At 57.5% G+C, this 14,022-nt stretch carries 8 protein-coding genes and 1 pseudogene; 4 read left to right on the top strand and 5 right to left on the bottom strand.

What is annotated here, in order from left to right:
• Nucleotides 1-157: 157 nt before the first annotated feature.
• The gene (maeB, locus tag BWI76_RS20830; protein WP_004136534.1) at nucleotides 158-2,437 is read right to left on the bottom strand and encodes an NADP-dependent oxaloacetate-decarboxylating malate dehydrogenase; all 2,280 of its coding nucleotides are present in this window, start codon (nucleotides 2,435-2,437) and stop codon (nucleotides 158-160) included.
• 289 nt (nucleotides 2,438-2,726) lie between these two features.
• Here maeB and tkt point away from each other — a divergent pair, with 289 nt between their 5' ends.
• Nucleotides 2,727-4,721: a transketolase gene (tkt, locus tag BWI76_RS20835; RefSeq protein ID WP_004136533.1), complete on the top strand. Its 1,995-nt coding sequence runs from the start codon at nucleotides 2,727-2,729 to the stop codon at nucleotides 4,719-4,721.
• Here the strand turns inward: tkt and BWI76_RS20840 are convergent.
• The 3 genes and pseudogenes from BWI76_RS20840 to aegA form a co-directional block, all read right to left on the bottom strand.
• Nucleotides 4,690-5,757 carry a DUF1176 domain-containing protein gene (locus tag BWI76_RS20840; protein ID WP_024359326.1) on the bottom strand — a complete coding sequence of 356 codons (1,068 nt, stop codon included), beginning with the start codon at nucleotides 5,755-5,757 and terminating at the stop codon, nucleotides 4,690-4,692. The two genes, tkt and BWI76_RS20840, sit on opposite strands and share 32 nt — an antisense overlap.
• Before the next feature lie 65 nt (nucleotides 5,758-5,822).
• Nucleotides 5,823-6,420: pseudogene (nudK, locus tag BWI76_RS20845) on the bottom strand (GDP-mannose pyrophosphatase NudK).
• Nucleotides 6,421-6,478: 58 nt separating this feature from the next.
• Nucleotides 6,479-8,443, bottom strand: a complete 1,965-nt coding sequence (gene aegA, locus BWI76_RS20850) for a formate-dependent uric acid utilization protein AegA (RefSeq protein WP_049099595.1) — start codon at nucleotides 8,441-8,443, stop codon at nucleotides 6,479-6,481.
• A 372-nt stretch (nucleotides 8,444-8,815) separates the two neighbouring features.
• Between aegA and acrD the strand changes: the two genes are divergently transcribed.
• A complete protein-coding gene (acrD, locus tag BWI76_RS20860) occupies nucleotides 8,816-11,929 on the top strand; it encodes a multidrug efflux RND transporter permease AcrD (protein ID WP_004136527.1) in 3,114 nt (1,037 codons plus the stop codon).
• A 137-nt stretch (nucleotides 11,930-12,066) separates the two neighbouring features.
• Here the strand turns inward: acrD and ypfM are convergent, their stop codons facing one another.
• Nucleotides 12,067-12,126 (bottom strand): protein YpfM, encoded by a 60-nt coding sequence (gene ypfM / locus BWI76_RS28220; protein WP_100181659.1) that lies wholly within the window; start codon nucleotides 12,124-12,126, stop codon nucleotides 12,067-12,069.
• Nucleotides 12,127-12,511: 385 nt separating this feature from the next.
• Between ypfM and BWI76_RS20865 the strand changes: the two genes are divergently transcribed.
• On the top strand, nucleotides 12,512-12,865 hold the full coding sequence (locus BWI76_RS20865) for an ArsC family reductase (RefSeq protein ID WP_004136525.1): 354 nt from the start codon (nucleotides 12,512-12,514) through the stop codon (nucleotides 12,863-12,865).
• 3 nt (nucleotides 12,866-12,868) lie between these two features.
• A complete protein-coding gene (gene dapE / locus BWI76_RS20870; protein ID WP_004136523.1) occupies nucleotides 12,869-13,996 on the top strand; it encodes a succinyl-diaminopimelate desuccinylase in 1,128 nt (375 codons plus the stop codon).
• The last annotated feature ends 26 nt before the right edge of the window (nucleotides 13,997-14,022 follow it).

A 14,022-nucleotide genomic window follows, 5' to 3' on the forward strand; every position in this document is an offset into this window, starting at 1 on the left:
CTCACCGCTCCGCTAAAACTTGCGCTTATCGTGACAAGTTTCCGCGGGAGTAAATAACAAAATTCGGCAAGTTGATTTGAAAGGTGAGATAGATCACTTATAAACAGAAATAAAAAAGCGCGGGATAATTCCCGCGCCTGAAATAATTAAATGAAAATTACAGTGGCTGAGTTTGCGCTTCGACAACGGCCAGCGCGACCATATTTACGATACGCCGTACCGAAGCAATTGGCGTCAGAATATGCACCGGCTTCGCGACGCCCATCAGCACCGGTCCGACGGTGACGCCTTCGGAGCTGGAGACGCGAAGTAAGTTGTAACTAATACGCGCCGCTTCCATATTCGGCATCACCAGAATATTAGCCGAGCCTTTCAGCGGGCTATCCGGCATCCGCTCATTACGAATGCTTTCCACCAGCGCGGCATCACCGTGCATTTCGCCATCGATCATCAGCTCCGGCGCCTGCGCCTTCACCAGCTCCAGCGCCTGGCGCATTTTGCTGGCGGACGGGCAGTCAGAGGAGCCAAAGTTCGAGTGCGACAGCAGCGCCACCCGCGGTTCAATACCGAAACGACGAACGGTTTCCGCCGCCATCAGGGTGATTTCGGCAATTTGCTCCGGCGACGGATCGTGATTGACATAGGTGTCGGCGATAAAGGTGTTGCCGCTCGGCAGCAGCAGCGCGTTCATCGCCCCGGCCGCATGGACTCCTTCGCGGTAGCCGAACAGCGGCTGTATGACGCTGTAATGCTCGTGATAGTCACCGATGGTGCCGCAGATCATCGCATCGGCTTCGCCGCGCTGCACCATGATTGCGCCGATCACCGTGGTATTGCTGATCACCGCCCGCTGCGCCTGCTCCTGAGTGATCCCGCGGCGCTTCATCAGGCTGTAATATTCGTTCCAGTACTCTTTAAAGCGCGGGTCGGATTCGTTATTCACGATCTCAAAGTCAACCCCGGCTTTAATCTGCAGCCCTAGCTTCTGGATTCGCATCTCAATGACGCCCGGGCGACCGATTAAAATCGGTTTCGCCAGCCCAAGAGAGACCAGTTCCTGGGTCGCGTGCAGGACGCGGGAATCTTCCCCTTCCGCCAGCACTACCCGCTTCGGCTCTTTACGCGCCTGGGAGAAAATCGGCTTCATAAACAGGTTCGTTTTGTAGACGAACTCGCTGAGCTTCTCAATGTAGGCGTCAAAATCGGCGATCGGGCGGGTCGCCACGCCGGAGTCCATCGCCGCTTTCGCCACTGCCGGGGCGATCTTAACGATCAGCCGCGGGTCGAACGGTTTCGGAATGATATATTCCGCGCCGAAGCTCAGGTCCTGATCGCCGTAGGCGGAGGCCACCACTTCGCTCTGTTCGGCGTGCGCCAGCTCGGCAATCGCGTGTACTGCCGCCAGCTTCATCTCTTCGTTAATCGCCGTTGCGCCGACGTCCAGCGCCCCGCGGAAGATGAACGGGAAGCACAGAACGTTGTTTACCTGGTTCGGATAGTCAGAACGTCCGGTACAGATAATGGCGTCGGAGCGTACCTCTTTCGCCAGCGGCGGCAGAATCTCCGGCTCCGGGTTGGCCAGCGCCAGAATCATCGGCGCGCGGGCCATTTTTTTCACCATCTCCGGAGTCAGCACTTTCGGGCCTGAGCAGCCAAGGAAAATGTCCGCCCCGTCAATCACGTCATCCAGCGTGCGTTTGCCGCTGTCTTCTACCGCATAGGCCGCCTTCGTCTCCGCCATATTCGGCTCACGGCCCTTATAGATAACGCCTTTCGAGTCGCAGACCACGATGTTGTGTTTCTGCATTCCCAGCGCCACCAGCAGGTTCATACAGGCGATCGCCGCCGCGCCCGCGCCGGAGACCACCATCCGCACGTCGGAAATGTTTTTCTCCACCACCCGCAGCCCGTTGAGAATCGCTGCGGTACTGATAATCGCCGTCCCGTGCTGATCGTCATGGAAGACCGGAATATTCATGCGCTCGCGCAGCTTTTGCTCGATGTAGAAGCACTCCGGCGCTTTGATATCTTCGAGGTTGATACCGCCGAAGGTCGGCTCCAGCGCCGCAACGACGTTGATAAATTTGTCCGGGTCCAGCTCATCGACTTCAATATCGAACACATCGATGCCGGCGAACTTTTTAAACAGAACGCCTTTGCCTTCCATCACCGGCTTACCGGCCAGCGCGCCGATATTGCCCAGCCCCAGTACGGCCGTGCCGTTGGAGACCACCGCGACGAGGTTGCCGCGCGCGGTATATTTATAGGCTGCCAGCGGGTCCTTCTCGATTTCCAGACAGGGCGCGGCAACGCCCGGCGAGTAGGCCAGGGCCAGATCGCGTTGGGTAGCCAGCGGTTTTGTCGGGGAGACCTGGATTTTTCCGGGGACCGGGAATTCGTGGAAATCAAGGGCGCTTTGTTTTAACTGCTCATCCATTTTATCGTTCCTTTCACGTATCGATCGTAGGGGGTGAAGCGTAATGGCCTACCTGGTGTTCACCCTAAAGGGTCACCTAGTATCTCGCCTGACGGCTTCGTAAACTTTGAACACCGCCAAACTCTCGCCATAACAAAGTTATATTTGTTATCGATTTATAATGTTTATGTAACTTAGTTTCAGAAGCAATGATAGCCCCGTCTGCTATGCTTTTTAGTTATGCAACTCATCATCCTCTCTATCCTAAACCAATAAAAACTCATACAACCTATTGTTTCAGGAGCACATTATGTCCCGTAGAGAACTCGCTAACGCCATCCGCGCCCTGAGTATGGATGCAGTCCAGAAAGCCAACTCCGGCCACCCCGGCGCGCCGATGGGCATGGCCGATATCGCAGAGGTGCTGTGGAACGATTTCCTTAAGCACAATCCTGAAAACCCGCAATGGTACGATCGCGACCGCTTTATTCTCTCCAACGGCCACGCGTCGATGCTGCTCTACAGCCTGCTGCATCTGACGGGCTATGATTTGCCCATCGAAGAGATAAAAAACTTCCGTCAGCTGCATTCCAAAACGCCGGGCCACCCGGAAATCGGCTATACCCCGGGGGTTGAAACCACCACCGGGCCGCTGGGGCAAGGGCTGGCGAACGCGGTGGGGCTGGCTATCGCCGAGCGCACGCTGGCGGCGCAGTTTAATCAGCCAGACCATGAGATCGTCGACCACTTTACCTACGTGTTTATGGGCGATGGCTGTCTGATGGAGGGGATTTCTCACGAAGTCTGCTCTCTGGCGGGTACGCTAGGACTGGGCAAGCTTATCGGCTTCTACGACCACAACGGCATTTCCATTGATGGCGAAACCAAAGGCTGGTTTACCGATGACACGGCAAAACGCTTTGAGGCCTATCACTGGCATGTGGTGCATGAAATTGACGGCCACGATCCCGAAGCCGTGAAGAAAGCGATTCTGGAAGCCCAGAGCGTGAAGGACAAACCCTCGCTAATTATCTGCCGTACGGTGATAGGCTTTGGTTCACCGAATAAAGCCGGCAAAGAAGAGGCTCACGGCGCCGCGCTGGGAGAACAGGAAGTAGCGCTGGCGCGCCAGCAGTTGGGCTGGCATCACCCGGCGTTTGAGATCCCAAAAGAGATTTACCGGGCCTGGGACGCGCGTGAAAAGGGACAAAAAGCGCAGAAAAGCTGGGAGGAGAAGTTTGCCGCCTATCAGCAGGCCCATCCTCAGCTGGCAGCGGAGTTTACGCGGCGTATGAGCGGCGGACTGCCTGAGTCGTGGGATGAAACGACGCGGAAATATATCGCTGAACTGCAGGCCAATCCGGCGAAAATCGCCACTCGTAAGGCTTCGCAAAATGCCCTCGATGCCTACGGCCCACATCTACCGGAACTGTTGGGCGGCTCCGCGGATCTCGCGCCGAGTAACCTGACCATCTGGAAAGGTTCGACTTCGCTGAAAGACGATCCGGCGGGTAACTATATTCACTACGGCGTACGTGAATTCGGGATGACGGCCATCGCCAACGGCATCGCCCACCACGGCGGGTTTGTACCTTATACCGCCACCTTCCTGATGTTCGTCGAATATGCCCGCAACGCGGCGCGTATGGCGGCGCTGATGAAAGCGCGGCAAATAATGGTCTATACCCACGACTCCATCGGTCTCGGCGAAGACGGCCCGACGCACCAGGCGGTAGAACAGCTGGCCAGCCTGCGCCTGACGCCAAACTTCAGCACCTGGCGACCGTGCGATCAGGTCGAGGCCGCGGTGGCGTGGAAACTGGCGGTAGAGCGTCATAGCGGGCCGACGGCGCTGATCCTCTCCCGGCAAAATCTGACCCAGATGGCGCGCACGCCGGAGCAGGTACAGAATATCGCCCGCGGCGGCTACGTACTGAAGGACGCCGGCGGCAAGCCGGACCTGATCCTGATAGCCACCGGTTCAGAGGTCGAGATCACCGTTCTGGCCGCGGAGAAGCTGCTGGCCAAAGGGGTGAACGTGCGCGTAGTCTCCCTGCCATCGACCGACGTGTTTGATGCCCAGGATGAAGCCTATCGGGAGTCCGTGCTGCCATCGGACGTCAGCGCCCGCGTCGCCGTGGAGGCCGGGATCGCCGACTACTGGTATAAATATGTGGGACTAAAAGGAAAAATTGTCGGCATGACCGGCTACGGTGAATCGGCCCCGGCCGATAAGCTCTTCCCTTACTTCGGCTTTACCGTTGAGCATATCGTCAGCGTAGGGGACGAGGTACAGAACGGGTAACCCATAGCGTGGGCCAGGCGTCTGGCCCCTGCCAGTTATCACACTGCGGCTGCTGCGCGTAGCGTACCAGGCTAAAGCGCTGGCCGTCATAGCGCCAGCGCGTTTGCGTCCCGCAGTCGCCGGGCGCGCGCCCTTTATCCAGCGTCACCAGCTCCTGGCGTCGATCGTCGTAGCGGGCGTTCACCAGCTCGACGTCACGCGGCACATCGCCGGGCGGCTGGAAAGGCAGCGTAAGCCGTAGCGGATGAGCAATATACGGTCGCTGACGCGACACCAGCCAGGCCAGCCAAATCGTGTTGTAGGCGCCCGCTTCACAGCTGGTCATCAGCAAAACCTTATCGTCGGTTAGCGCGGCAACCCGCACCTCGCGGCGAAACGGATCCAGCGAACAGGCGCTGCTGTTCATGCGCTCGTTGCCGTAATCCATTAAATCGTTAAGTTCATCGCGGCTGAGAGGCGATTGCGCGACGTCGATTCTCGCTACCGACCGCAGCGCCGGCGCAGGCGGAACGCTGAGCGGCGGCTCTTCCCCCTTCCCCACCCACGCGGTTTCGCTCCCCACGCGCTTCTGCCGGTTATCGATAAACAGCAGAGCAGCTTTCAGCCCCTGTAGAGAGATACTCTGTAGGCCATTTTCAAGCGTCATCGTCTGCGCGTCCTGCACCTGCTGCAGGAAAGCATCAATGGTGACGCTATCGTCGGTTTTAAGCAGTTTGTCGGCGATCTGCCAATGTTTATCGCCCAGGGACAGGGGTTTACCATCGAGGCGAAGGCGCGGCGCAATGGGCGCCAGCGCCGCGACCGGGTTGCCCACGCCGCCGAGCTCAATACGCAGGCTGGCGCTGGTGGCCGCCCCGGCGCTGCGGGTGAGGGTCATGACCAGGCCGTGATGCAGCCCGACGTTGCGGGCCACGCAGAAGTTCTGATTGTTGCAGGTTACCTGCCAGTCATTGAAGAGCTGTTGCGCCGGCGCCGCCCGCACCAGCGACGTCGGCAGTAAACCGAAAAGCAGAAATAAAATAACCCGATGCAACATGAGCGGCACAACCCCGGAGAAAACGCCATACACAGCGGCTATGTTCACCAGCGGCGAGGTTTTACTCAATCGGATTTATCAGAGATCCCCGTTCATCAGCCCGGAGGTTTGCAAATATTGCAGCAGGATCACCGCTTTGCCATCGCGGATCTCCCCGTTCGCCATCATCTCCAGCGCCCGATGATAAGGGAGCTCCAGCACCTCAATATCTTCATCATCAACGCCGCCGCCATCGTTGGCCCGCTGAGTATCGTCATATTCGGCAATAAAGAAATAGATAAGCTCGGTGACGCCGCCGGGCGACATAAACAGTTCAAACAGTTTGCGCACTTCACCGACTTCGAAGCCGGTCTCTTCAATGGCTTCTTTACGCACGCACTCCTCCGGCTCGTCGCTGTCCAGCAGCCCGGCGCAGGTTTCGATCAGCATCCCGTCTTCGTTGCCGTTTATCCAGGTCGCGATGCGGAACTGGCGAACCAGCACGACGGTCTGCTTATGGCGGTTATACAGCAAGATGGTAGCGCCGTTGCCGCGATCGTAGACTTCGCGTCTATGGCGAACCACGCTGCCGTCGCTGCGCGTCAGTTCATAGGTCATGTTGCGCAGAACGAACCAGTTTTCGGAGAGGATTTTATCTTTGATAACGTTGATATTGAGTGACATACGGGCCCCACAGCGTGAAATAACGATATCATACTACGCTGCGGAACCCGCTTTGTCGTCAGTGAAGCGGAATCGATTTAACGCCGAGGAAATCCATGATCCCCTGCGCCGCGTGGCGGCCTTCCGCCATGGCGGTCACCACCAGATCGGCGCCGCGCACCGCATCGCCGCCGGCAAACACTTTACGATGGGTGGTCTGATAGCGATAGCGGCTTTCCACATTGGCTTTAATCCGCCCGCGGCTGTCGAGCTTAACGCCGACGGATTCCAGCCACGGCATACCGTGCGGATGGAAACCGAAGGCCATGATCACCGCGTCGGCGGGCATGACAAACTCGCTTCCGGGGATCGGCGACGGGCTGCGGCGCCCCTGAGCGTCAGGCGCGCCCAGCCGGGTGCGCAGAAAGCGTACGCCGTTGACGTGCCCCTCTTCGTTCAGCTCCAGGGTCACCGGTTGGACGTTAAATTCAAACTGCGCCCCCTCTTCGCGCGCGTTTTTCACCTCTTTCTTCGAACCGGGCATGTTGGCTTCATCGCGACGATAGGCGCAGGTCACCTGCTTCGCGCCGTGGCGCAGCGCGGTACGCACGCAGTCCATCGCCGTATCGCCGCCGCCGAGCACCACAACGTTCAGCCCTTCGGTGTTGACGTAAGGCTCTTCCGGCAGCTCCAGCAGCCCCATCACCTGTTTGGTGTTAGCGATCAGGAACGGCAGCGCGTCATATACGCCGGGCGCGTCTTCATTCGGCAGATCCGCTTTCATCGAGCGATAGGTTCCGGCGCCAATAAATACCGCGTCATAGTCATCAAGCAGCGTCGTCAGCGGGATATCTTTGCCTATCTCACAGTTCAGCTCAAAGCGCACGCCCATCTGGGTAAAGATTTCCCGCCGCCGGGCCAGCAGAGATTTATCCAGCTTAAAGGCCGGAATACCAAAGGTCAGCAGGCCGCCGATTTCCGGATGGCGGTCAAAGACCACCGGACTCACGCCATTGCGCACCAGCCGGTCGGCGCAGGCAAGCCCGGCAGGACCCGCGCCGATAATCGCCACCCGCTTGCCGCTTTCAACGACCTGAGAAAGATCCGGCCGCCAGCCGTTGGCCAGCGCCTGGTCGGAGATATAGCGTTCAATATTGCCGATGGTCACCGAACCATGCTCATCGCGCAGCGTGCAGGCTCCTTCGCACAGGCGATCCTGCGGGCAGACGCGGCCGGTAATTTCCGGCAGGCAGTTAGTCTGGTGAGAGAGCTCAACGGCGGCGGAGATATCCCCTTCTTTTACGCGCTCGATCCACTGGGGGATGTGGTTATGCAGCGGGCAGGTCCATTCACAAATGCTGTGCTCGCCGCACTTCAGGCAGCGTTCCGCCTCGCGGTTGGCCTGACCAGCGCTGAATGGCAGATAAATTTCGTCAAAGTTCGCCTTACGGGTCTCGGCGGATAGCTTGTCGGGCTCGCCGCGCGGCGGCGTCGCCTCCATCTGCGCGACTTTTCCGGCGGAACACGCCAATACCGCCGCGCCGGGATGACCCAGACGCGCCGCGCGCTGACGCCGCTGCTTCGCCAGATTCAGCAGCGTGCTGTCCGTCGCCAGCTGCAGCGCCTCGGCCGGACAGTTTTGCACGCAGGCGGGCCCCTCTTCGCGACCATCGCACAAATCGCATTTATGCGCCGTCGCTTTGACTCTGCCCTCCTCTACCGGCGTCAGGACGATCTGCATCACGCCAAACGGGCAGGCAACCATACAGGATTTACAGCCGATACATTTCTCCTGATTCACCAGGACGCTGTCGTTAAACTGGCTGATAGCGCCATTCGGACAACTGCGGGCGCACGGTGCCCCTTCACAATGGTGACAGGTTACGGCGTTACGTTTTTGCTCGCGCTTGATAACCGTAATACGCGGCAGAAAACGCTGCGGGGTCAATACATGCTGCTCATCGTTATGCGCCATGACGCAGGCAACCTCACAAGCCTTGCATCCGATGCATTTATGACTATCGCTTAAAATAAAGTGGTTCATGACATCCTTCAGTCTTCGTGGTGAATAACCCCTCAATTCGCATGACTATCTATTACCCGACAAAACGGTGCCGGAACAATGTGCATTTGCACAGGTTGCCGATTTTTTGGTAATAACCCGAGGTGGATCAATTTTTTTGACTTAAATGAAATTACGTTTTATTTAGCTAAGTAATAATGGTCACGTTTGCGGCGGCGCGCAGAGAAGCAGGCGCTGATAGAGATAGAAGGAGAGTTCTTTACGCTGCCATAAAAGGCACACGATAAATTACACTATCTCCTTATTTTCTCCACGATTGCCTGAGGGCTTGCCGCTAGAGTGTCACAGGCTGTGCAATAACAAAAAAATGTGCAAAATGAGGTCCTAATTCTGATGGCGAATTTTTTTATCGATCGCCCCATTTTTGCGTGGGTTCTGGCAATCCTTTTATGCCTGACCGGTATCCTCGCAATTTTGTCGCTTCCCGTTGAGCAATATCCTGAACTTGCCCCACCCAACGTGCGGATCACAGCAAACTATCCCGGCGCTTCGGCACAGACGCTGGAAAATACCGTCACTCAGGTTATCGAGCAGAATATGACCGGCCTCGACAACCTGATGTATATGTCATCCCAGAGCAGCGGCACCGGACAGGCCACCGTGACGCTGAGCTTTACCGCCGGAACCGACCCGGATGAAGCCGTCCAGCAGGTGCAGAACCAGCTGCAATCGGCGATGCGTAAGCTCCCACAGGCCGTCCAGAACCAGGGCGTAACGGTACGCAAAACCGGGGATACCAATATCCTGACGATCGCCTTCGTCTCCACCGACGGCAGCATGGATAAACAGGATATCGCCGACTACGTCGCCAGTAATATTCAGGACCCGCTCAGCCGGGTGAATGGCGTCGGCGACATTGACGCTTATGGTTCCCAGTATTCGATGCGCATCTGGCTCGATCCGGCCAAGCTCAACAGCTTTCAAATGACGGCAAAAGACGTCACCGATGCCATCTCTTCGCAGAACGCGCAGATCGCCGTCGGCCAGTTGGGCGGCACGCCATCGGTGGACAAACAGGCGCTCAACGCGACGATTAATTCACAATCGCTGTTACAAACGCCGGAACAGTTCCGTGATATTACCCTGCGGGTTAATCAGGACGGTTCGGAGGTCACCCTCGGTGACGTCGCCACCGTCGAGATGGGAGCGGAAAAATACGATTACCTCAGCCGCTACAACCGCCAGGCGGCGTCCGGGCTGGGGGTTAAGCTGGCCTCTGGCGCAAACGAAATGGCGACCGCCGAACGCGTGATCGACCGCCTGAACGAACTCTCCCAGTACTTCCCGCACGGCCTGGAATATAAAGTCGCTTACGAAACTACCTCATTTGTGAAGGCATCGATTACCGACGTGGTGAAAACGCTGCTTGAGGCCATCGCGCTGGTGTTCCTCGTGATGTATCTGTTCCTGCAAAATTTCCGCGCCACGCTGATCCCGACCATCGCCGTTCCGGTAGTGCTGATGGGGACCTTTGCCGTCCTCTACGCCTGCGGCTACAGCATTAACACTTTAACCATGTTCGCGGTGGTGCTGGCGATAGGCCTGCTGGTGGACGATGCCATCGTAGTGGTGGAGAACGTCGAGCGTATCATGAGCGAGGAGGGCCTCTCGCCGCGGGAAGCGACGCGAAAATCCATGGGTCAGATCCAGGGCGCGCTGGTCGGTATCGCCATGGTGCTATCGGCGGTATTTGTGCCGATGGCCTTCTTCGGCGGCACCACCGGCGCGATCTACCGCCAGTTCTCGATTACCATTGTCTCGGCGATGGTGCTGTCGGTTCTGGTGGCGATGATCCTGACGCCAGCGCTGTGCGCCACGCTGTTAAAACCGGTTCACAAAGGCGAAACCCACGGACAGCGGGGCTTCTTCGGCTGGTTTAACCGCACCTTTAACCGTAACGCCAGCCGCTACGAAACCGCGGTCGGCAAAATTCTTCATCGTTCGCTACGCTGGATAATGATCTACGTCCTGCTGCTGGGCGGAATGGTCTTTCTGTTTCTGCATCTGCCTACGTCGTTCCTGCCGCTGGAAGACCGCGGCATGTTTACCACCTCGGTGCAGTTGCCAAGCGGTTCGACCCAGCAGCAAACCCTGAAGGTGGTGCAGCAGGCGGAAGACTACTTCCTGAACAATGAAAAGCAAAATGTTGAATCGGTGTTCGCAACCATCGGTTCCGGCCCCGGCGGCAACGGCCAGAACGTGGCGCGTATGTTCGTACGCCTGAAAGACTGGGACCAACGCGATCCCACCACCGGCTCCTCTTTCGCCATCATCGAACGCGCAACCAAAGCGTTTAACAAAATTAAAGAAGCGCGCGTCTTTGCCAGCAGCCCGCCGGCCATCAGCGGTCTGGGCAGCTCCGCCGGTTTCGATATGGAACTGGAGGATCACGCGGGCAACGGGCACGAAGCGCTGATGGCCGCCCGCGATACCCTGCTGGAGCTGGCCGCTAAAAATAACCAGCTCACCCGCGTGCGCCACAACGGCCTCGACGATAGCCCGCAGCTGCAGGTGGATATCGATCAGCGTAAAGCGCAGGCGCTGGGCGTCTCTATTGACGATATCAACGACACGCTGCAGACCGCGTGGGGATCAAGCTACGTCAACGATTTTATGGACCGCGGCCGCGTGAAGAAGGTCTACGTTCAGGCGGCGGCGCCGTATCGCATGCTGCCGGACGATATCAATCTGTGGTACGTACGCAACAGCAGCGGCACGATGGTGCCCTTCTCCGCCTTCGCCACCTCGCGCTGGGAGACCGGTTCACCGCGTCTGGAGCGCTACAACGGCTACTCGGCGGTAGAAATCGTCGGTGAAGCCGCGCCGGGCGTCAGTACCGGTACCGCCATGACGCTTATGGAGGAGCTGGCCCAGCAGCTGCCGAACGGCTTTGGCCTCGAATGGACGGCGATGTCCTATCAGGAACGCCTCTCCGGGGCGCAGGCGCCAGCGCTTTACGCCATCTCGCTACTGGTGGTGTTCCTGTGCCTGGCGGCGCTGTACGAAAGCTGGTCGGTGCCGTTCTCGGTGATGCTGGTGGTGCCGCTGGGGGTTATCGGCGCGCTGCTGGCGACCTGGATGCGCGGTCTGGAAAACGATGTCTATTTCCAGGTGGGCCTGCTGACGGTAATCGGCCTGTCGGCGAAAAACGCCATTCTGATCGTCGAATTTGCCAATGAACTGAATCAGAAAGGCGAAGATCTGCTTACCGCCACGCTCTCCGCCTGCCGCCAGCGTCTGCGGCCAATCCTGATGACCTCGCTGGCGTTTATCTTCGGCGTACTGCCGATGGCCACCAGTACCGGGGCGGGCTCCGGCAGCCAGCATGCCGTCGGCACCGGGGTAATGGGCGGGATGATCTCCGCCACGGTGCTGGCTATCTTCTTCGTGCCGCTGTTCTTCGTGCTGGTGCGCCGCCGCTTCCCGCTCAAGGAGCGGCCGCAATAATCGGGACGCGCCCTGACGATATTTTCGCCGGGGCCAAATAACAGAAAAGGCGACCGGACAGGTCGCCTTTTTCATGTGGTCGCTTCAACTGCATTATTATTCTGCCTGTGAAATCGCCATGCTTTTATTGCGGAAAACTATTTACGAAGCATGCCTTCGATAAAGTCTTTCCAGTTCCCCAGTTCGTGTTCAATCATAATAGCCTCTCTTATTATTATGGGTGATTTTATGCAAATTCATTGATGGTTAAAAGATGGTTTGCGCTATCGCTCTGATGACTATCATTACCCCCCTGCTGAATACCCCTTTCATTCGTAAGTACTATGAGCCTAATTTGAGCAATTTAATGTGACCAACAGCAACATTTAGCAACATTTGCACATCAGCCTATCGTGCCAGGATCGCCCTGCCGCTAGCAGTAGCCGCCGTTCGGCGCGCAAAAAATGTTCAGAGTGTAAACCTGGATATATATCAGGGGGAAAAAATGATATTTATTAAAACAATTCACGTATTATTTATTGAAGGCTTATATATTCGGAAGAATCTTAGCTAATCATTTAATTCAACGGGAAAGGTTTAATCATGCTCACCATGTACGGGATAAAAAACTGCGACACCATAAAAAAGGCCCGCCGCTGGCTGGAAGCCCAGCAGATAGAATATCGTTTTCATGATTATCGTGTCGACGGTCTGGATCGCAGTTTATTAGACACCTTTATCGCTGAACTCGGCTGGGAAGCGCTGCTTAACACCCGAGGGACAACGTGGCGCAAGCTGGACGAAACGGTCCGCGCCGGTATCAATAACGCCGACGCAGCGGCGAAACTGATGCTGGAAATGCCGGCAATCATTAAACGCCCATTGCTCTGCGCGCCCGGTCAGCCTATGCTGCTGGGTTTCAGTGAATCAAGTTATCAGCAGTTTAACGAGGTGTAGTCTATGTCTTGCCCGGTCATTGAGCTGGCTCAGCAGCTTATTCGCCGCCCTTCCCTCAGCCCCGATGATGCGGGATGCCAGGCGTTAATGATTGAACGTCTGCGTGCGATTGGCTTTACCGTTGAACCGATGGATTTCGGGGATACCCAAAACTTCTGGGCCTGGCGCGGGCGCGGGGAAACGCTGGCGTTCGCCGGTCATACCGATGTCGTCCCGTCGGGCGATGCCGATCGCTGGATTAACCCCCCTTTTGAGCCGACTATTCGCGACGGCATGCTGTTTGGCCGCGGCGCGGCCGATATGAAAGGCTCGCTTGCGGCGATGGTGGTTGCCGCCGAGCGCTTTGTCGCCCAGTATCCGGACCATAAAGGCCGTCTGGCCTTTCTGATCACCTCGGATGAAGAGGCCAGCGCCAAAAACGGCACCGTTAAGGTTGTGGAAGCGCTGATGGCGCGCAACGAGCGTCTGGACTACTGCCTGGTCGGTGAACCCTCAAGCACCGAAGTCGTCGGCGATGTGGTGAAAAACGGCCGTCGCGGCTCGCTGACCTGCAACCTGACCATTCACGGCGTGCAGGGGCACGTGGCCTATCCGCACCTCGCCGATAACCCGGTTCACCGCGCCGCGCCGATGCTGGCGGAGCTGGTGACTATCGAGTGGGATAAGGGCAACGAATTTTTTCCGCCGACCAGTATGCAAATCGCCAACGTGCAGTCCGGGACCGGCAGCAACAACGTGATTCCCGGCGATATGTTCGTCCAGTTCAACTTCCGCTTTAGTACCGAGCTGACCGACGAAATGATTAAAGCGCGCGTCGTGGCGCTGCTGGAGAAATACGCGCTGCGCTACAGCGTTGACTGGTGGCTCTCGGGTCAGCCGTTCCTGACCAGCCGCGGTAAGCTGGTTGATGCGGTGGTTAACGCCATTGAGCACTATAATGAAATAAAACCGCAGCTGCTGACTAACGGCGGCACCTCCGATGGGCGTTTTATCGCGCGTATGGGGGCGCAGGTGGTTGAACTGGGGCCAGTGAACGCCACCATTCATAAAATAAACGAGTGTGTGAATGCCGCCGACCTCCAGCTGCTAGCGCGGATGTACCAGCGCATCATGGAACAGCTGGTCGCCTGACGGCATCAATAGAGAAGAGGTAAGCG

The organism is Klebsiella sp. M5al (genome assembly GCF_002090195.1).
In the GTDB taxonomy this organism is placed as follows: domain Bacteria; phylum Pseudomonadota; class Gammaproteobacteria; order Enterobacterales; family Enterobacteriaceae; genus Klebsiella; species Klebsiella grimontii.